Source organism: Stenotrophomonas sp. Steno-Z4, assembly GCF_056393145.1.
Window position 1 is genome coordinate 45423 of sequence record NZ_JBWJPC010000003.1, and the last position, 18210, is coordinate 63632.

An 18210-nucleotide genomic window follows, 5' to 3' on the forward strand; every position below is an offset into this window, starting at 1 on the left:
GTCCCTCGAAAACCAGCCCAAATGGGCCGGTGATTCGATCTTAGTCCCAGTCGTTAAGCCGGTGTAAAGCTTTTTGCCAAAAAAAATTCACCTCTTCGTAACCAAAGAGACAAATTTCCTTATGCATCAATGAATTGTGAAGTTTTGCTGAATCTGCCCGATGTATCCGGATATGTCGCAATGTATCCGGATACTGCAACGCAGCACGTGGATCTGCGCACACCGTCACGTATGGTGGCGCAGTGTCTGGAGCGGCAGCGAGGCGGGTGCCGCGGACGCGGCTCAGGCCACGAACGGGCGGAACTGGACGCCGAGCCCGGCCATGCCGTCGGTTTCGCCGATCAGGTCGGCGCGCAGCAGCGGGCGGGCATCGATGTAGGCCTGCGGCAGGATCAGCGACATGCGGCTGTCGTCGGCGCTGAGCTCCAGCGCCGGCACGGGGGTGTCCTCATGGGCACGGTTGAGCAGCACCGCCAGCCGGAGCAGGGCGGTCATGCGCCGGGCCGGCAACAGCAGGCGTTCGGGCAGGGCATCGAATGCGGATTTGGAGACGTTGCGGCGGTGGCTGCGCACCAGCGCGGCCAACAGCTGCTGTTCCTGGCGCGAGAAGCCGGCGATGTCCGAGTTCTCCAGCACGTAGCTGCCATGCACGTGGTAGCCGCTGTGGGCGATCATCAGGCCCAGCTCGTGCAGGCGCGCTGCCCAGCCGAGCATGCGTGCGTCGTCCGGGTCCAGGTTCCAGCTGCCTTCGACCTGGGCGAACAGGTCCAGCGCGGTGCGCTGCACGCGATCGGCCTGCACGGTATCGATGCCGTAGCGCAGGGTCAGCGCGTCCACCGATTCGTCGCGCAGGTCGTTCTCGCTGGCGCGGCCGAGGATGTCGTACAGGATGCCTTCGCGCATCGCCGCCTTGCTGACCAGCAGCTTCTGCAGGCCCAGCGCCTGGAACGCCGCTTCCAGCACCAGGATGCCGCCGGCGATGATCGGCCGGCGGTCGGGCGACAGCCCGGGCAGGTTGATGTCCTCGATGCGCTTGGCCTTGAGCAGCTCATCGCGCAGCTGCGGCAGCGCTTCGGCGGTGATCGCGCCCTTGCTCAGCTTCATGGTGGCGCAGATTTCGCTGATCGCCTTGTGCGTGCCTGACGAGCCCAGCGCTTCGTGCCAGCCCAGCGCGCGGTACTTGGTGGCGAACTGCTGGAACTCGGCGCCGATCTCGGTCAGCGCATCCTTCCAGCGCCGTTTGCTCAGCTTGCCGCCCGGGAAGAAGCGCCGGGTGCTGGCGATGCAGCCGGCCTGCAGGCTTTCGCGCTCCAGGGTCTGCATGCCCTGGCCAATGATGAATTCGGTGGAGCCGCCGCCGATGTCGATCACCAGCCGGCGCTGGTCCGGCTTGGGCGGCTGCGCATGGGCCACGCCCAGGTAGATCAGGCGGGCCTCTTCGCGCCCGCTGACCACTTCGATGGCATGCCCCAGCGCGGTTTCGGCCGGCATCAGGAACGCCTGCGGCGAGCGCAGCTGGCGCACGGTGTTGGTAGCCAACGCGCGCACGCGTACCGAAGGAATGCCACGGATGCGCTGGCCGAACCGGGCCAGGCACTCCAGCGCGCGCTGGCGCGCGTCCGCTGACAAGCCGCCTTTGCCATCCAGGCCATCGGCCATGCGCACGGTCTCGCGCAAGCGGTCGACCACGCGCAGCTGCCCGAGCGTGTAGCGCGCGATGACCATGTGGAAACTGTTCGAACCGAGGTCGACGGCGGCGAGCAGGTCGCCATCCTGCAGGGCGGGCGGAGTCGTGGAGGTATGCGGCATTTGCGAATGGTAGCCGAAGGGTGGGTCGCGGCGTCACCGCACGGCCTTCACATGATGCGACCGGAGGCCGCACCAAAAGAATCCCGACCAACGGTCGGGATCTACCCGGGTTGTAGATCTTCGATCTACAACCCTTGCATCAACGCCATCTGCGCCGAGTGCGGGGGCTGGTCGGGGCCGGGGCTGCATTTGCGGTACTCGCCGTCGGCGTGCAGTTCCCAGGCGTTGAGGTTGTCGTCCAGGTAGTTCTGCAGCACATCGCGGTACACCTTGCGGGCCAGCTCCGGGTCCAGGATCGGGAAGCAGGTCTCCACCCGGCGCAGCAGGTTGCGCTCCAGCCAGTCGGCGCTGGCGCAGTACAGCTCGGACGCGCCGTCGTTGCCGAACCAGTAGACGCGGCTGTGTTCCAGGAAACGGCCGACGATGGAACGGACCCGGATGTTGTCCGAGACCCCCGGTACGCCCGGGCGCAGCGTGCACGCCCCGCGCACGATCAGGTCGATCTGCACCCCGGCCTGCGAAGCGGCATACAGCGCACGCACCACCTGCGGTTCGTTGAGGGCATTCATCTTGGCGATGATCCGCCCCGGGCGGCCGCTCTGGGCCAGGTGCATCTCGCGCTCGATCCGCTGCAGCAGCCCGTCGTGCAGGGTGAACGGCGACTGCAGCAGGCGCTTCAGGCGCGTGCGCGGGGCCAGCCCGGACAGCTGCTGGAACAGCAGGTGCACGTCGTTGCCGATATCGGCATCGGCGGTGATCAGGCTCAGGTCGGTGTACGCCCGCGCGGTGCCGCTGTGGTAGTTGCCGGTGCCCAGGTGCACGTAACGGCGCAGCTTGCGGCCCTCGCGGCGCACGATCAGCAGCATCTTGGCGTGGGTCTTGTAGCCCACCACGCCGTACACCACCTGCACGCCCGCTTCCTGCAGGCGGTCGGCCAGGCCCAGGTTGGCTTCCTCGTCGAAGCGCGCGCGCAGCTCCACCACCACGGTGACGTCCTTGCCGTTGCGTGCGGCCTGGATCAGCGCATCGACGATCAGCGAATCCTTGCCGGTGCGGTACAGCGTCTGCTTGATCGCCAGCACGTTCGGGTCCACCGCGGCCTGCTTGATCAGGTCGAGCACGGCGGTGAAGGCGTCGAAGGGGTGGTGCAGCAGCACGTCCTTGCGTGCCACCACCTCGAAGATGCCGTCGCTGTCGCGCAGCGTGCGCGGGCTCATCGGCGGGTACTTGAGTTCCGGTCGGGCCAGCAGGTCGTACAGCTGGATGACACGGTTGAGGTTGACCGGGCCGTCGATGCGGTACACCGCGTTCTCGGTCAGGCCGAAGTTCTGAAGCAGCGTACGCACGATGTCGCGCGGACAGTCCTGGGCGATTTCCAGCCGCACCGCCGGGCGATACCCGCGATCGACCAGCTCGTCGCGCAGCGCCAGCGCCAGGTTCTCCACTTCTTCCTCGTCCACCACCAGCTCGGAATTGCGGGTCACCCGGAACTGGTAGGCACCTTGGACTTCCATGCCCGGGAACAGCTCGCCGACGAAGGTGGACAGCACCGAGGACAGGAACACGAAGGTCTGCGCCCCGCCCAGGGTCTGCGGCAGCTGGATGATGCGCGGCAGCGAGCGCGGCGCGCGCACGATGGCCAGGTGGCCGGCGCGGCCGAACGCATCGGTGCCCTTGAGCACCACCACGATGTTCAGCGATTTGTTGAGGATCTTCGGGAACGGATGCGACGGATCCAGGCCCAGCGGCGACAGCACCGGCATGATCTCGTTGCGGAAGTAGGCGCGCAGCCAGCGCTTCTGGCGGTGGTTCCAGGAGTGCCGGCCCAGCACGTCGATGCCGGCCTCGTGCAGCGCCGGGCGCAGCGTGTCGTTCCAGCAGCGGTACTGCTGGTCCACCAGCTCCGCGGCGCGGTCATGGATGGCGTTGAGGATGGTCTGCGGCGCCATCCCATCCGGCGCCGGCGGCAGGCCGAATTCCTGCGCGTGGCGCACCGCGGCGGCGCGGATCTCGAAGAACTCGTCCAGGTTGGTGCAGGAGATGCACATGAAGCGCAGCCGCTCCAGCACCGGCACCTGAGGGTCCATCGCCTGGGCCAGCACGCGGAAGTTGAAATCCAGCTGCGACAGCTCGCGGTTGATGTACAGGGCCGGGTCGCGCAGTGGATCGGTTTCGGCCGGCATGGCGATGGGAACGAGGGTGCTCATGCGGAGGAGTCTTCTGCAGAGGAAAGGGTGGCCACGTCAGTGCGCTCGCGCACGTGGTCGGCATCGAAGTGGCACGAGAACACGCTGCCCTTGCCGACCTCGCTCTGGATCTCCAGGCGCGCGTGGTGCAGGCCCAGGATGTGCTTGACGATCGACAGGCCCAGCCCGGTGCCACCGCTTTCGCGCGAGCGGCTGCTGGAAACGCGGTAGAAACGCTCGGTCAGGCGCGGCAGGTGGGTGGCGGGAATACCATAGCCGGTATCGCGTACCGCCAGCACCACGCCGTGGCCTTCGCGGGCCAGCTCCACCTCGACCCGGCCGCCGGCCGGGGTGTAGCGCACCGCGTTGGTGACCAGGTTGGAAAAGGCGCTGTGCAGTTCCTTGTTGGAGCCCTGCAGGTCCACCCCGGCGCTGTCGATCACGCTGATCTGGTGGCGGCCCTGGCTGTGCGCCTCGGCTTCGCGGCGCAGCGTGGCCAGCATCGGCGCCATCGCCACGGTTTCTTCTTCGGTGTGTTCCTGCGATTCCAGGCGCGACAGGGTCAGCAGGTCTTCGACCAGCTGGGCCATGCGCTGCGACTGCCTGCGCATTTCCTCCAGCATCGGCCCGGTGCCGGGGAAATCCTCCGGCTCCATCATGTCCAGGTAACCGTGCACCACCGTCAGCGGCGTGCGCAGCTCATGCGAGACGTTGGCCACGAAGTCGCGGCGCACCTGCTCCAGCCGCAGCAGCTTGCTCACATCGCGCGCGATCAGCAGCCAGTAGTCGGGCGAATAGGGAATCAGGCGCAGGTTGAGCCGGATCGCCGGATCGACCGGGGAGGGCACGTCCAGGATCGGTTCGGCGTTGCGGCCGCCGGCCAGCCAGTGCGCCAGCGGCATCGGCTGCAGGCGCGCGACCAGGGCCTCGCCCAGGTCACCGGGATGGTGCAGGCCGAGCAGCGTGGTGGCCGATTCGTTGAACCACTGCACGCGCTGGCTGTTGCGGTCCACCACCACCACCGCATCCGGCAACGCGGCGGCAGCCGCGCGGTAGCTGCGCAGCATGTCCAGCAGGCGCCGCTTGCGCGTGCGCATTTCCAGCTGGTTGCGGTACAGCAGCCGGTCCAGTTCGTTCCAGACCCCGTTGCCGCCGCTCATGTCCCAGCGCTGGCGCGCGGTGAGCCGGCGCAGCACCTTGCGCAGCCGCCAGTAGTGCCAGGCCAGCGCACCAATGGAGGCCAGTGCGATGCACATCCACACATGCCCGGTGGCGAGGCCCACCAGGCCGGCGGCAAGCAGCAGCACGGCGAGGGTGGCAAGGGTTTTCAACCAGGCGGAGCGGATGTGGCGCGGCATTGCGGTCCCAGGGAAAAATCAGGTCGAGGTCGAGAACCGGTAGCCTGCACCGCGCACGGTCTGCACCATGTTTTCAGCGCCGAACGGTTCCAGCGTCTTGCGCAGCCGGCGAATGTGCACATCGATGGTGCGCTCCTCCACATATACGCTGCCGCCCCACACATGGTCCAGCAACTGGGCACGGGTGTATACGCGCTCGGGGTGGGTCATGAAGAAGTGCAGCAGGCGGTACTCGGTCGGGCCGATCGGCACCGGCTGGTCGCCGGCGAACACCCGGTGCGCGGCACCGTCGATACGGATGCTGCCCACCGCCACGCTGCCGTCCTCGTCGTCGTCGCGCGCCCGCCGCATCACGGCGCGGATGCGGGCCAGCAGCTCGCGGGCCGAGAACGGTTTGACCACGTAGTCATCCACCCCGGCTTCGAGCCCGCCGACGCGGTCGTTCTCTTCGCCGCGCGCGGTCAGCATGATGATCGGCACCTCGCGGGTGAGGGCCTCCTTGCGCCAACGCCGGGCCAGGTCCAGCCCGCTGGTGCCCGGCAACATCCAATCCAACAGGATCAGGTCCGGTACGCGGTCGGCGATGGCCGTCTGCGCTTCGCGGGCGTCACCGGCGTGGATCGGGTCGTAATCACCCTTGCGCAGGGCAAAGGCGACCATTTCGCGGATCGCGGGTTCGTCATCGACGATCAGGATGCGTTTCTGCACGTGCCCACCGTATTGCTCATCAGACCGGGATTGAGCCCAGTAGACTACGGTTTCATGACATGTTTGTGACGGCCATGAGGGCATTGCCATCCCACGGTCATCCGGGCGCGGTTCAGCGCCGTTCCAGCTCCGGGTCGTTGATGCCCTGCCGGCGCATCTCCAGCACGGTGGGGGTGATGCTCTCGATCCGCGCATCCACCCGGGCCCGGCCCACGTAATCCAGTGCGGGCTGCTTTTTGAGCGCCTGCAGCTGCATCAATGCCTGCTCCGGCCGGCCGTTCAGGAACGCGGCCTCGGCGTAGGCCTCGCTGGCGCGCAGGGTGTCGCCGGCCAGCTCGCTGGCGCGGGCATAGCGCTGCTGGAACACCGGATCGTTGCCGCTTTGCGACAACAGCGGGCGCAGCATCGCCTGCGCGCGCTGGCCGGCTTCGCGCCCGCCCTGTTCGTTCAGGATCTCGGCGTAGGTCAGCGCCACCGGGCGGCTGCCGGGGTGCTGGCGCAGCAGCGCGTCGAAGCGGGCGTTGGCCTGGGCCGGCTGGCCCGAGCGCGACTCGGACTCGGCCAGCGCCAGTGCCACCCACAGGTTGTCCGGGTGGTCCTTGAGCAGTTCGGTGAGGTCGCGCCGGGCCTCGGCCGCACCGCTGTTGCGCAGGCGCGCCAGGGCAAGCCCATAGCGCTGGGCGTCGTTGAGGCCGCTTTTCTGCGCGCGCTGCAGGTTCTGGTACTCGGTGGCCAGCTCGCCCGGGGTATCGGCGCTGAGCACGCGCAGGCGCTCGCGCGCCCACTCGAACTGGCCGGTGCCGCCCCGGCTCAGCGAATTCACCGAGATCTGCATCGAGGAAGGCAGCAGCGGGTTGGTGCGCCGGACCAGCGGGTCGGACAGCGCCGGGTCGGCCGGGTCCACCCGTTCCTGGCGCACCCCGCCGGGCACTTCGGTGGTGAGCAGCACGGTGTCCTTCTTCATCTGCTCGGCGCGGGCCTTGGCTTCGCTGATGCGGGTGGTGTTGACCGGGTGGGTCTGCAGGAAATCCGGTACCGAATAGCCGCCGGCATTGCCGCGCATCGAGGCGGACATGCGTTCGAAGAAGCCGGCCATCGCATCCACGTCGTAGCCGCTGCGGGCCAGGGTGCGGATGCCCAGGCGGTCGGCCTCCGATTCGTTGCTGCGGGTGTAGTTGATCTGGCGTTGCTGCATCAGCCCCATGCCGGAGGTGATCGCGGCCATGGTGGCATCGCCGGAGGAGTTGCCGCCAGCCTGCTGCGCGGCCACCACCGCCGCCAGCATGCCCAGCAGGATCGGGATCTGGTCGCGCTGGGCCCGTTCCACCCCGCGCAGCACGTGCTGCTGGGTGACGTGGGCGATTTCGTGGGACAGCACCGCAGCCACCTCGTCCTCGCGTTCTGCGGTCAGCACCAGCCCGGCGTTGACCCCCACGTAGCCGCCCAGGGTGGCGAAGGCGTTGATCTGCCGGTCCCGGAGCATGAAGAACGTGTAGGACTGGCGCGGCTGGGCGCTGTTGGAACCCAGCCGCGCGCCCATGGTCTGCAGCCAGTCGTCCACCAGTGGGTCATCCAGCAGGAAGCCGTAATTGCGCAGCTCGCGCAGCATCATCCCGCCGTACTCGGCTTGGCGCGCCGGGGTCAGCAGCTCACCGGCCGACGAGCCGATGTCCGGCAGCTTGCTGTCCTGGGCCGACGCCAATGGGGCGGCCAAGGCCAGGGTCAACGCGGCAGAGAGCAGCAAAGGGCGCAAACAGGAACTCCTGGGAGCTGCGGGTGATCCGCAGTGTTGCGGTGATGACATGGAAAATCCAGCGCAGGGCTACCATATACAGACACTCGTTCCGTTGTGGAGTTTCCCGTGAGCCAAGATGTCGCTTCCAACCCGGGTGGGAAGCCGCCCATCACCATCTATTCGACCGCCGTCTGCCCGTACTGCGTGGCGGCCAAGAACTTCCTGAAGAGCAAGGGCGAGAGCTGGACCGAAGTCCGCATCGACCTCGACCCGGTCGAGCGCGAGAAGATGATGGCCAAGACCCGCCGCACCAGCGTGCCGCAGATCTTCGTCGGTGAAGTCCATGTGGGCGGGTACGACGACATGATGGCCCTGCACCGCGAAGGAAAGCTTGAGCCGCTGCTGAACGGGGAAGGCGCATGAGCGCTGCGGACGACGGCAGCAAGGACCGGATCGCCGAGTTCACCGAGTTCCGCCAGCGCATGAACCAGCGCATCCTGGGTGAGCCCAACCAGGTGGTGCGGCGCTTCTTCGCGCTCGACACCCAGACCTACCAGGCCGGCGCGCTGGATGTGAAGACCAAGGAGCTGCTGGGCCTGGTCGCCTCGATGGTGCTGCGCTGCGACGACTGCATCAGCTACCACGTGGCCCAGTGCAAGGACGCCGGGGTGACCCGCGAGGAGTTCTTCGAGACCTTCTCGGTCGGCCTGGTTGTCGGCGGCTCCATCGTCATCCCGCATCTGCGCCGCGCCGTGGACTTCCTGGACCAGCTGGAAGGCGGCGCTGAAGCCCCGGCCGTCCACGAACATTGATGCATGGCGCCGCCCGACCAACGGTCGGGCGCTACCCCGGCGCGTCACGGCGCCGGTAGGTACCGACCGTTGGTCGGTACGGATCGCCCGCGTGGCCATGGGGCCGAAGGCCCGGTAGCTACCGACCGTTGGTCGGTACGGGTCCAGGCGATCGGTGGGCCGGCCAACGCCGGCGCTACCTTGGTCTATTTGGGGTCCGGGGGCTGGCTGGGGCATAATTGCGGGTGAAACTTCCCTTGCGCCGACGCTCCGGACCCCGGACCCACGGCGCTCCCCCTCGGTTCGGAAACAGATCAAATGACGCAGAAAATCACGGTCATCCGCGGTGACGGCATCGGCCCGGAGATCATGGACGCCACCCTGTTCGTGCTCGGCAAGCTGGACACCGGCTTTGAGTACGAAGATGCCGACGCTGGCCTGGTCGCACTGGAAAAGCACGGCGACCTGATGCCGGCCTCCACCCTGGAATCGATCGCACGCAACAAGATCGCCCTGAAGAGCCCGCTGACCACGCCGGTCGGTGGTGGCTTCACCTCGATCAACGTCAGCCTGCGTCGCCACTTCGACCTGTACGCCAATGTGCGTCCGGCGGTGTCGTTCCCGAACACCAAGTCGCGCTTCGGCGACGGCGTGGACCTGGTCACCGTGCGTGAGAACACCGAAGGCGCTTACCTGGCCGAAGGCCAGGAAGTCTCGGCCGACGGCGAAACCGCGTTCTCCGGCACCCGCATCACCCGCAAGGGCTCCGAGCGCATCGTGCGCTACGCCTTCGAGCTGGCCCGCAGCACCGGCCGCAAGAAGGTCACCGCCGTGCACAAGGCCAACATCATCAAGTCGACCTCGGGCCTGTTCCTGGCCGTGGCGCGCGAAGTGGCGGCCAAGTACCCGGACATCGAGTTCCAGGAAATGATCGTCGACAACTGCTGCATGCAGCTGGTGATGCGTCCGGAGCAGTTCGACGTGATCGTCACCACCAACCTGTTCGGCGACATCATCTCCGACCTGTGCGCCGGCCTCGTCGGCGGCCTGGGCCTGGCCCCGGGTGCCAACATCGGTGAGAACGCGGCGATCTTCGAAGCCGTGCACGGCACCGCCCCGGACATCGCCGGCCAGGGCAAGGCCAATCCGTGCGCGCTGCTGCTGGCGGCCGCGCAGATGCTGGACCATGTCGGCCAGACTGAAAACGCCGAGCGCCTGCGCAAGGCCATCGTGGCCACGCTGGAAGCCAAGGACTCGCTGACCGGCGACCTCGGCGGCACCGGCAACACCATGGGCTTCGCCCAGGCCATCGCCAGCCGCCTGTAACCGGGCAGCGGTAGAGCCGACGGTAGAGCCGACGGTAGAGCCGACTGTTAGTCGGCTGCTCCACAGGTAGAGCCGACTGTTAGTCGGCTGCTCCAAAAAAAAGGGCACCCCATCGGGTGCCCTTTTTCGTTGCACTCACGTGCGGTCGAACAGCAGCCGACTAACAGTCGGCTCTACCCGCGTTGATGCTACGCCTCAACGTTGCTGCAACTTCGACAGCAGCCGCAGGAATTCCACATACAGCCACACCAGGGTAACCATCAGCCCGAACGCGCCGTACCACTCCATGTACTTCGGTGCGCGCGCGGCGGCGCCGGTTTCGATGAAGTCGAAGTCCAGCACCAGGTTCAGCGCGGCCACCACCACCACGAACAGGCTGAAGGCGATGCCGAGCCAGCTGGCTTCATGGATCACCGGCACGTTGATGTTGAAGAAGCTGAGCACGAACGAGGCCAGGTACAGCAGCGCGATGCCGCCAGTGGCTGCGACCACGCCCAGCTTGAAGTTCTCGGTGACCTTGATCAGGCCGCTGCGGTAGGCCGCCAGCAGGGCAAACAGGGTGCCGAAGGTGAGCAGCACGGCCTGGAACACGATGCCCGGGAAGCGCGCTTCGAACACCGCCGAGATCGCGCCCAGGAAGAAGCCTTCCACCAGCGCGTACATCGGCGCGGTGACCGGCGACCATTCCTTCTTGAACACCGTCACCAGGGCCAGGATCAGCCCACCGATGGCGCCGCCGATGGCATAGATCATCGCGCCCGGGGCGATCTGGCCGTCGGCGCCGATGGTCTGGCTCCAGGCGAAGGCAGCAGTGAGCACGGTCAGCAACAGCAGGATGCCGGTCTTGTTGACCGTGCCGTTGATGGTCATCACCTGGTCGGGCGAGGTCACCACCGAGCCGCTGGCCAGGTCGAGGAACGTCGACTCCGAAAGTGCGGGATTGCCGCTGCGCATTGCCAATCTCCTTGAAGGGTAGGGGTAGGGCCGTCCGGCCGCTGCAGAAAGCATAGCGCCCGATCACGAATGTGAAAAACCTTGTGAAAACCGTTGACAGATGCCTCGCCGATTCCCACAATAGCCGACTCTTTCGGGGGGAACCTCGAGGGATCAAACCACCGGGGTATAGCGCAGTCTGGTAGCGCGCCTGCTTTGGGAGCAGGATGTCGGGGGTTCGAATCCCTCTACCCCGACCACATCCCGCTGCTCAAAACGGGATGGGAATGCGACAATCCGGTCCGGGCGCCCGTAGCTCAACTGGATAGAGCACCGGCCTTCTAAGCCGGCGGTTACAGGTTCGATTCCTGTCGGGCGCACCATCGGTGCAAGCGTCAGGATGTTTCAAACGAATAAACAGGTTTCAGTGGTGGCTGTAGCTCAGTTGGTTAGAGTACCGGATTGTGATTCCGGTGGTCGGGGGTTCGAATCCCCTCAGCCACCCCACTGATTTGAAGGGCCCGTTTCACCGGAAGTGAATCGGGGTTGCAAAAAAAGGCGCAAACGCTACACTATGCGCCTGGGATTTCAGGGCTGTTAGCTCAGTTGGTAGAGCAGTTGACTCTTAATCAATAGGTCCAAGGTTCGAATCCTTGACAGCCCACCAAGACAGAAGCCATCCGGTCCGCCGGGTGGCTTTTTTCTTGCCTGCGATCCGGTATGGCGCGGACACGCATGGCGTGACCCTGCGCGGTGCCCGCCCCCGTCGTCCGCGTCTGAACCATGTCTGCAGAAACCCCTTGCAACCGCGTGCGGCATTGCGTCATAATTCGCCTCCCGATTTTCGGGCTGTTAGCTCAGTTGGTAGAGCAGTTGACTCTTAATCAATAGGTCCAAGGTTCGAATCCTTGACAGCCCACCAAGACGAAAGCCATCCGGTCCGCCGGGTGGCTTTTTTCTTGCCTGCGATCGGGCATGGCGCGGACACGCATGGCGTGTCCCTACGCGGTCGGTCGGCAGGCGGCATTGAACGGCCTTGCGCCGCTATAATGCCGCCCAGCGCGAAAGTGGCGGAATTGGTAGACGCCCTGGATTTAGGTTCCAGTGCCGCAAGGCGTGGGGGTTCGAGTCCCCCCTTTCGCACCAGCTGACAGGGCAGGGGACTCCCCTGAACACGCCCCGGAATGACGTTCCCGGCACCCTGCTGGCGGCGCTGGCCGTTATCGGCCAAACTACAGGGCTGCGGCGGGCAGGCGCGTCCACGACCCCGCGTTCTCAACCCGTTTCATCCAATCACATCGTGCCGGGGGCGTCGCCACCGGTTGGCAGGAGTCAACATGCAAGCTTCGATCGAATCCACCGGCAATCTGGAACGCCGCCTGACCTTCTCGCTGCCGGAAGACCGCCTGCAGACCCACATCAGCGGCCGCCTGGGCGAAATCGCCCGCACCGCGCGCATCAAGGGCTTCCGCCCGGGCAAGGTGCCGGCCAAGGTGATCGAGCAGCGCTTCGGCCAGCAGGTTCGCAGCGAAGCCGTTGACGGCCTGCTGCGTGAGACCTTCGATGCCGCCATCCGCGAGCACGAACTGCGCATTGCCGGCGCGCCGCGCATCGACAAGGGTGACGCAGGTGAGTTCTCCTTCGTGGCCACCGTCGAGCTGGTGCCGGACTTCGGCGACGTCGACGTCAGCAAGCTGACCGTCGTGCGCCACACCGCCGAGATCAACGACGCCGACATCGACCAGATGATCACCAACCTGCGCGAACAGCGCCGCAGCTGGAGCCCGGTGGACCGTGGCGCCCAGGAGGGCGACCTGGTGGCGCTGGAAACCTGGTCGCAGGCCGGCGATGAGCGCCTGCCGGCAGAAGGCACCGAAAAGGGCAGCGTGGTGGTGGGCCAGGGCATGATGTTCGAGCAGATCGAGCAGGGCCTGGTCGGCCTGGCCAAGGGTGATGAAAAGACCCTGGACGTCGAGTTCCCGGCCGACTGGCGCGTGCCGGCGCTGGCTGGCAAGCAGGTCAAGGTCACCGTCAAGGCGGTGGACGTGTCCGCACCGGTGCTGCCGGAGGTGGATGCCGAGTTCATCAAGAGCTTCGGCGTGAAGGGCGGTGACGTGGAGCAGTTCCGCAAGGACATCCGCGCCAACCTGGAGCGCGAGCTCAAGGGCGCCCTGATGAACCGCCTGCGCCGTGAAGTGGGCGAGCAGCTGATCGCCGCCTACGCCTCGGTCGAAATGCCGCCGCGCCTGGTCGACAACGAAGCCCGCGCCATGCTGGCCCAGCAGGTCGAGCAGATCCGCCGCAGCGGCCGCAACCCGGGCGAAATCCCGGCCGACGCCCATGAAGGCTTCAAGGACGCGGCCGCCAAGCGCGTGCTGGTCGGCCTGCTGGTCGGCGAAGTGGCCCGCCGCAACGACCTGCGCCTGGACCCCAAGCGCCTGAACGAAACCATGCGCCTGATCGCCTCGACCTATGAAGAGCCGGAGCAGGTCATTGAGATGTACCGCAACGACCCCCAGCTGATGAGTGGGCTGCAGAACCGCGTGATGGAAGAGCAGGTGATCGACTGGATCGCCGAGCGCGCCCAGCACACGGAAGAGCAGTTGTCGTTCCAGGACGCGATCCGCCAGTAAGCGGTCCGCGTTTTACGCCCCGCGCCCCGGCGCGGGGTCGTTCCCCCCAAAATAGGTGCCTCACAATGGACAACCGAACCACAGCCCTGAACATGGTTCCGATGGTGGTCGAACAGACCAGCCGCGGCGAGCGCGCCTATGACATCTATTCGCGCCTGTTGAAGGAGCGCCTGATCTTCCTCGTGGGCCCGATCGACGATCACATGGCCAACGTGGTGGTGGCGCAGCTGCTGTTCCTGGAAGCGGACAATCCGGAAAAGGACATCAGCATCTACATCAACTCGCCCGGTGGCGTGGTCACCGCCGGCATGGCGATCTACGACACCATGCAGTACATCAAGCCGGACGTGAGCACCATCTGCGTCGGCCAGGCCGCCTCGATGGGCGCGCTGCTGCTGGCTTCCGGCGCGGCCGGCAAGCGTTACGCGCTGCCGAATTCGCGCGTGATGATCCACCAGCCGCTGGGCGGCTTCCAGGGCCAGGCCACGGATATCGACATCCACGCCCGTGAGATCCTGACCCTGCGTTCGCGCCTGAACGAAGTGCTGGCCAAGCACACCGGCCAGTCGCTGGAGACCATCGCGCGCGACACCGAGCGCGACAACTTCAAGAGCGCGGCCGATGCGGTGGCTTACGGCCTGGTCGACCAGGTGCTCGAGCGCCGTCCGGAAGAGTCGATCACCCCGGCCTGATGTGCCGCCAGGCCGGGAAACCGGCCTGTTTCCGCAGGGTCGGGCTGGACTGGCGTCCTCCCGACCCTGTGCTATTCTCGAATCGAACCCCCGTTCAGCGGGTGGGGTAACTGGGTAAGCGAAGCATGAGCGAAGACCGCCAAGGTCGTTCCACGGAAACCGGCAAGATCCTCTACTGCTCCTTCTGCGGAAAGAGCCAGCACGAGGTGCGCAAGCTGATTGCTGGGCCGAGCGTGTTCATCTGCGATGAATGCGTGGAGCTGTGCAACGACATCATCCGTGAAGAGCTCGAGGAAAAGGCGCAGTCGGCGCGCAGTTCGCTGCCCAAGCCGCGCGAGATCCTCGAAGTCCTGGATCAGTACGTGATTGGCCAGAACCGGGCCAAGCGCACGCTGGCCGTGGCCGTGTACAACCATTACAAGCGCATCGAGAGCCGCCAGAAGAACGACGAAGTCGAACTGGCCAAGTCCAACATCCTGCTGGTCGGTCCGACCGGTTCGGGCAAGACCCTGCTGGCCGAAACCCTGGCCCGCCTGCTCAACGTGCCGTTCACCATGGCCGACGCCACCACGCTGACCGAAGCCGGTTACGTGGGCGAGGACGTGGAAAACATCATCCAGAAGCTGTTGCAGAAGTGCGATTACGACGTCGAAAAGGCGCAGCAGGGCATCGTCTACATCGATGAAATCGACAAGATCTCGCGCAAGAGCGAGAACCCGTCGATCACCCGTGACGTGTCCGGCGAAGGCGTGCAGCAGGCGCTGCTGAAGCTGATCGAAGGCACCGTGGCCAGCGTTCCGCCGCAGGGCGGTCGCAAGCACCCGCAGCAGGAATTCCTGCAGGTGGACACCAAGAACATCCTGTTCATCTGCGGCGGCGCGTTCGCCGGGCTGGACAAGGTGATCCAGGCCCGCTCCAACGATTCGGGCGGCATCGGGTTCGGTGCCAAGGTCAAGAGCTCCGAGCGCAAGCAGGAAGTGGGCAAGGTGCTGGCCGAAGTCGAGCCGGAAGACCTGATCAAGTTCGGCCTGATCCCGGAATTCGTCGGCCGCCTGCCGGTCGTGGCGACCCTGGAAGAGCTGGACGAAGCGGCCCTGGTCAGGATCCTGACCGAGCCGAAGAACGCCATCACCAAGCAGTTCAAGAAGCTGTTCGAGATGGAGCACGTGGAGCTGGAGTTCCGGCCGGACGCCCTGTCGGCCATTGCCCGCAAGGCGCTCAAGCGCAAGACCGGTGCCCGCGGCCTGCGTACCATCGTCGAATCGGTCCTGCTGGACACCATGTACGACCTGCCTTCGGCAGAAAACGTCAGCAAGGTGGTGGTGGACGAATCGGTGATCGAACACAAGTCCGAGCCCTACCTGATCTACCAGACTCCGCCGGCTCCTGAACAGAAGGCCGCTGGCGCTGAATAATCCATCAAGCATTTGAATTGATGGGATTTTTTCAGAGCATCTTGCATCTGGACGCCGATGGCCCCATAACGGGGCCATCGGCTTTTTTGTATCCGGGTGACGCTGCCCGGAGGCCATCCCCACTGCTCAACTGGAGCCCACATGGCCCGTTCCCCAACTGAGACTCTCGACCTGCCGGTACTGCCGCTGCGCGACGTGGTGGTGTTCCCGCACATGGTCATTCCGCTGTTCGTCGGCCGCGACAAATCCATGCATGCGCTGGAGCAGGCGATGGAGGCGGACAAGCGCATCCTGCTGCTGGCGCAGAAGTCGGCCGAGACCGACGACCCCACCGCCGCCGATCTCTACCAGGTCGGCACCCTGGCCCAGGTGCTGCAGCTGCTGAAGCTGCCCGACGGCACCATCAAGGTGCTGGTGGAAGGCCTGTCGCGCGTCAACGTCACCCAGGTCACCGAGCGCGACGGTTCGCTGCACGGCGTGGCCGAGGAAATCGAATCGGACGACGCGCGCGAGCCGCGTGAGGTCGAGGCGATCGCCCGTTCGCTGATGTCGCTGTTCGAACAGTACGTCAAGACCAACCGCAAGCTGCCGCCGGAGCTGCTGCAGACCCTGGCCGGCATCGATGAACCGGCGCGCCTGGCCGATACCATCGCCGCGCACATCAGCGTGCGCCTGGCCGACAAGCAGCGCCTGCTGGAAACCCTGCAGGTCGGCGACCGCCTGGAAATGCTGGTGGGCCTGGTCGACGGCGAGATCGACGTGCAGCAGATGGAGAAGCGCATCCGCGGCCGGGTCAAGTCGCAGATGGAAAAGAGCCAGCGCGAGTACTACCTCAACGAGCAGATGAAGGCCATCCAGAAGGAACTGGGCGACCTCGACGATGCGCCGGGCGAGCTGGAAGAGCTGGCGCGCAAGATCGCCGAAGCGGGCATGCCCAAGCCGGTGGAAGCCAAGGCCAAGGCCGAGCTCAACAAGCTCAAGCAGATGTCGCCGATGTCGGCCGAAGCGGCCGTGGTGCGCAATTATTTGGACTGGCTGCTGGGCGTGCCGTGGAAGAAGCGCACCAAGGTGCGCAAGGACCTCAAGGTTGCCCAGGACACCCTGGATGCCGACCACTTCGGCCTGGACAAGGTCAAGGACCGCATCCTGGAATACCTGGCGGTGCAGTCGCGCGTGAAGCAGATGAAGGGCCCGATCCTGTGCCTGGTCGGGCCGCCGGGCGTGGGCAAGACCTCGCTGGGGCAGTCCATCGCCAAGGCCACCAACCGCAAGTTCGTGCGCATGAGCCTGGGTGGCGTGCGCGACGAGGCCGAGATCCGTGGCCACCGTCGCACCTACGTCGGCTCCATGCCGGGCCGCATCGTGCAGAACCTCAACAAGGTGGGCAGCAGGAACGCGCTGTTCGTGCTGGACGAGATCGACAAGATGTCGATGGACTTCCGTGGCGACCCGTCTTCGGCGCTGCTGGAAGTGCTCGACCCGGAACAGAACAACGCCTTCAACGACCACTACCTGGAAGTGGACCTGGACCTGTCCGAAGTGATGTTCGTGGCGACCTCGAACTCGCTCAACATCCCCGGCCCGCTTCTGGACCGCATGGAAGTGATCCGCATCCCCGGCTACACCGAGGATGAGAAGCTCAACATCGCCATGCGCTACCTGGTGCCCAAGCAGCTCAAGGCCAACGGCCTGAAGCCGGAGGAGCTGGAAATCGAGGCCGACGCCATCCAGGACGTGGTGCGTTACTACACCCGCGAATCGGGCGTGCGCAACCTCGAGCGCGAAGTCGCCAAGATCTGCCGCAAGGTGGTGAAGGAAATCGCGCTGGGCGGTCCGGCGGTGCTGGCCAAGCCGGCCAAGGCCGGCAAGAAGGCGGCGGCGAAGAAGAAGGCACTGGTGGTGGTCAACGGCCGGAACCTGGAGAAGTACCTGGGCGTGCGCCGCTTCGACTTCGGCCGCGCCGAAGAGCAGAACGAGATCGGCCTGGTCACCGGCCTGGCCTGGACCGAAGTGGGTGGCGACCTGCTGCAGATCGAATCCACCCTGGTCCCGGGCAAGGGCGCGCTGATCCTGACGGGCCAGTTGGGCAACGTCATGAAGGAATCGGCCTCGGCCGCGCTGTCGGTGGTGCGTTCGCGCGCCGAGCGGCTGGGCATCGATGCCGAGTTCCTGCAGAAGCACGACGTGCACGTGCACGTGCCCGATGGCGCCACCCCGAAGGACGGCCCCAGCGCCGGCATCGCGATGGTGACCTCGTTGGTGTCGATGCTGACCAAGGTGCCGATCCGCGCCGAAGTGGCGATGACCGGCGAGATCACCCTGCGTGGTCGCGTCACCGCCATCGGTGGCCTGAAGGAAAAACTGCTGGCGGCGCTGCGCGGTGGCATCACCACCGTGATCATCCCCGAAGAGAACCGCAAGGACCTTGCCGACATTCCGGCCAACGTCACCCGCGACCTGAAGATCATTCCGGTGAAGTGGATTGAAGAGGTGCTGGACCTGGCCCTGGAAACGCCGCTGACCGCGCCCAAGCCAAAGAAGGATGGGCAACGCGTCACAGTGCGGGGCAAGAGCAAGACAGCATCCACAACGCGCGTCAAGCACTGACGCGCGCATGGGAAATG

13 protein-coding genes and 6 tRNA genes are annotated in these 18210 nt (G+C 65.8%); 13 read left to right on the plus strand and 6 right to left on the minus strand.

Annotation, left to right across the window (positions count from 1 at the left end):
• Positions 1 to 282 precede the first annotated feature (282 nt).
• From ppx to AC06E7_RS08905, 5 genes are all read right to left on the minus strand, one after another.
• A complete protein-coding gene (ppx, locus tag AC06E7_RS08885; protein WP_068849555.1) occupies positions 283 to 1809 on the minus strand; it encodes an exopolyphosphatase in 1527 nt (508 codons plus the stop codon).
• 125 nt (positions 1810 to 1934) lie between these two features.
• A complete protein-coding gene (gene ppk1, locus AC06E7_RS08890; RefSeq protein WP_478064602.1) occupies positions 1935 to 3992 on the minus strand; it encodes a polyphosphate kinase 1 in 2058 nt (685 codons plus the stop codon).
• Positions 3993 to 4012: 20 nt separating this feature from the next.
• Positions 4013 to 5353 carry a phosphate regulon sensor histidine kinase PhoR gene (gene phoR / locus AC06E7_RS08895; protein ID WP_068849559.1) on the minus strand — a complete coding sequence of 447 codons (1341 nt, stop codon included), beginning with the start codon at positions 5351 to 5353 and terminating at the stop codon, positions 4013 to 4015.
• Between the two features lie 18 nt (positions 5354 to 5371).
• The gene (gene phoB, locus AC06E7_RS08900) at positions 5372 to 6061 is read right to left on the minus strand and encodes a phosphate regulon transcriptional regulator PhoB (protein ID WP_068849561.1); all 690 of its coding nucleotides are present in this window, start codon (positions 6059 to 6061) and stop codon (positions 5372 to 5374) included.
• A 112-nt stretch (positions 6062 to 6173) separates the two neighbouring features.
• On the minus strand, positions 6174 to 7814 hold the full coding sequence (locus tag AC06E7_RS08905) for a M48 family metalloprotease (protein WP_095364538.1): 1641 nt from the start codon (positions 7812 to 7814) through the stop codon (positions 6174 to 6176).
• Between the two features lie 108 nt (positions 7815 to 7922).
• Here AC06E7_RS08905 and grxC point away from each other — a divergent pair, with 108 nt between their 5' ends.
• The 3 genes from grxC (at position 7923) to AC06E7_RS08920 (ending at position 9913) form a co-directional block, all read left to right on the plus strand.
• Positions 7923 to 8219: a glutaredoxin 3 gene (gene grxC / locus AC06E7_RS08910; protein WP_478064233.1), complete on the plus strand. Its 297-nt coding sequence runs from the start codon at positions 7923 to 7925 to the stop codon at positions 8217 to 8219.
• The gene (locus AC06E7_RS08915; RefSeq protein ID WP_019185812.1) at positions 8216 to 8608 is read left to right on the plus strand and encodes a carboxymuconolactone decarboxylase family protein; all 393 of its coding nucleotides are present in this window, start codon (positions 8216 to 8218) and stop codon (positions 8606 to 8608) included. The genes grxC and AC06E7_RS08915 overlap by 4 nt, the downstream gene beginning before the upstream one ends.
• Before the next feature lie 297 nt (positions 8609 to 8905).
• A complete protein-coding gene (locus tag AC06E7_RS08920) occupies positions 8906 to 9913 on the plus strand; it encodes an isocitrate dehydrogenase (RefSeq protein WP_068849569.1) in 1008 nt (335 codons plus the stop codon).
• A 195-nt stretch (positions 9914 to 10108) separates the two neighbouring features.
• Here AC06E7_RS08920 and AC06E7_RS08925 read toward each other — a convergent pair whose 3' ends face one another.
• Positions 10109 to 10867, minus strand: a complete 759-nt coding sequence (locus AC06E7_RS08925) for a Bax inhibitor-1/YccA family protein (RefSeq protein ID WP_320459216.1) — start codon at positions 10865 to 10867, stop codon at positions 10109 to 10111.
• Positions 10868 to 11029: 162 nt separating this feature from the next.
• On the opposite strand from AC06E7_RS08925, the gene AC06E7_RS08930 reads away from it, so the two are divergent.
• From AC06E7_RS08930 to lon, 10 genes are all read left to right on the plus strand, one after another.
• Positions 11030 to 11106: transfer RNA gene (locus AC06E7_RS08930), tRNA-Pro, on the plus strand.
• A gap of 46 nt (positions 11107 to 11152) precedes the next feature.
• Positions 11153 to 11229: transfer RNA gene (locus AC06E7_RS08935), tRNA-Arg, on the plus strand.
• Positions 11230 to 11276: 47 nt separating this feature from the next.
• Positions 11277 to 11353 (plus strand) — tRNA-His (locus AC06E7_RS08940).
• An 84-nt stretch (positions 11354 to 11437) separates the two neighbouring features.
• Positions 11438 to 11513 (plus strand) — tRNA-Lys (locus AC06E7_RS08945).
• 179 nt (positions 11514 to 11692) lie between these two features.
• Positions 11693 to 11768 (plus strand) — tRNA-Lys (locus AC06E7_RS08950).
• Between the two features lie 139 nt (positions 11769 to 11907).
• Positions 11908 to 11992: transfer RNA gene (locus AC06E7_RS08955), tRNA-Leu, on the plus strand.
• A 191-nt stretch (positions 11993 to 12183) separates the two neighbouring features.
• Positions 12184 to 13479, plus strand: coding sequence for a trigger factor (gene tig, locus AC06E7_RS08960; RefSeq protein WP_478064235.1), 1296 nt, complete (start codon positions 12184 to 12186; stop codon positions 13477 to 13479).
• A gap of 65 nt (positions 13480 to 13544) precedes the next feature.
• Positions 13545 to 14171: an ATP-dependent Clp endopeptidase proteolytic subunit ClpP gene (gene clpP / locus AC06E7_RS08965; RefSeq protein ID WP_038690153.1), complete on the plus strand. Its 627-nt coding sequence runs from the start codon at positions 13545 to 13547 to the stop codon at positions 14169 to 14171.
• A gap of 125 nt (positions 14172 to 14296) precedes the next feature.
• Positions 14297 to 15586 carry an ATP-dependent Clp protease ATP-binding subunit ClpX gene (gene clpX / locus AC06E7_RS08970; protein WP_068849575.1) on the plus strand — a complete coding sequence of 430 codons (1290 nt, stop codon included), beginning with the start codon at positions 14297 to 14299 and terminating at the stop codon, positions 15584 to 15586.
• 141 nt (positions 15587 to 15727) lie between these two features.
• Positions 15728 to 18193: an endopeptidase La gene (gene lon, locus AC06E7_RS08975; protein WP_068849576.1), complete on the plus strand. Its 2466-nt coding sequence runs from the start codon at positions 15728 to 15730 to the stop codon at positions 18191 to 18193.
• The last annotated feature ends 17 nt before the right edge of the window (positions 18194 to 18210 follow it).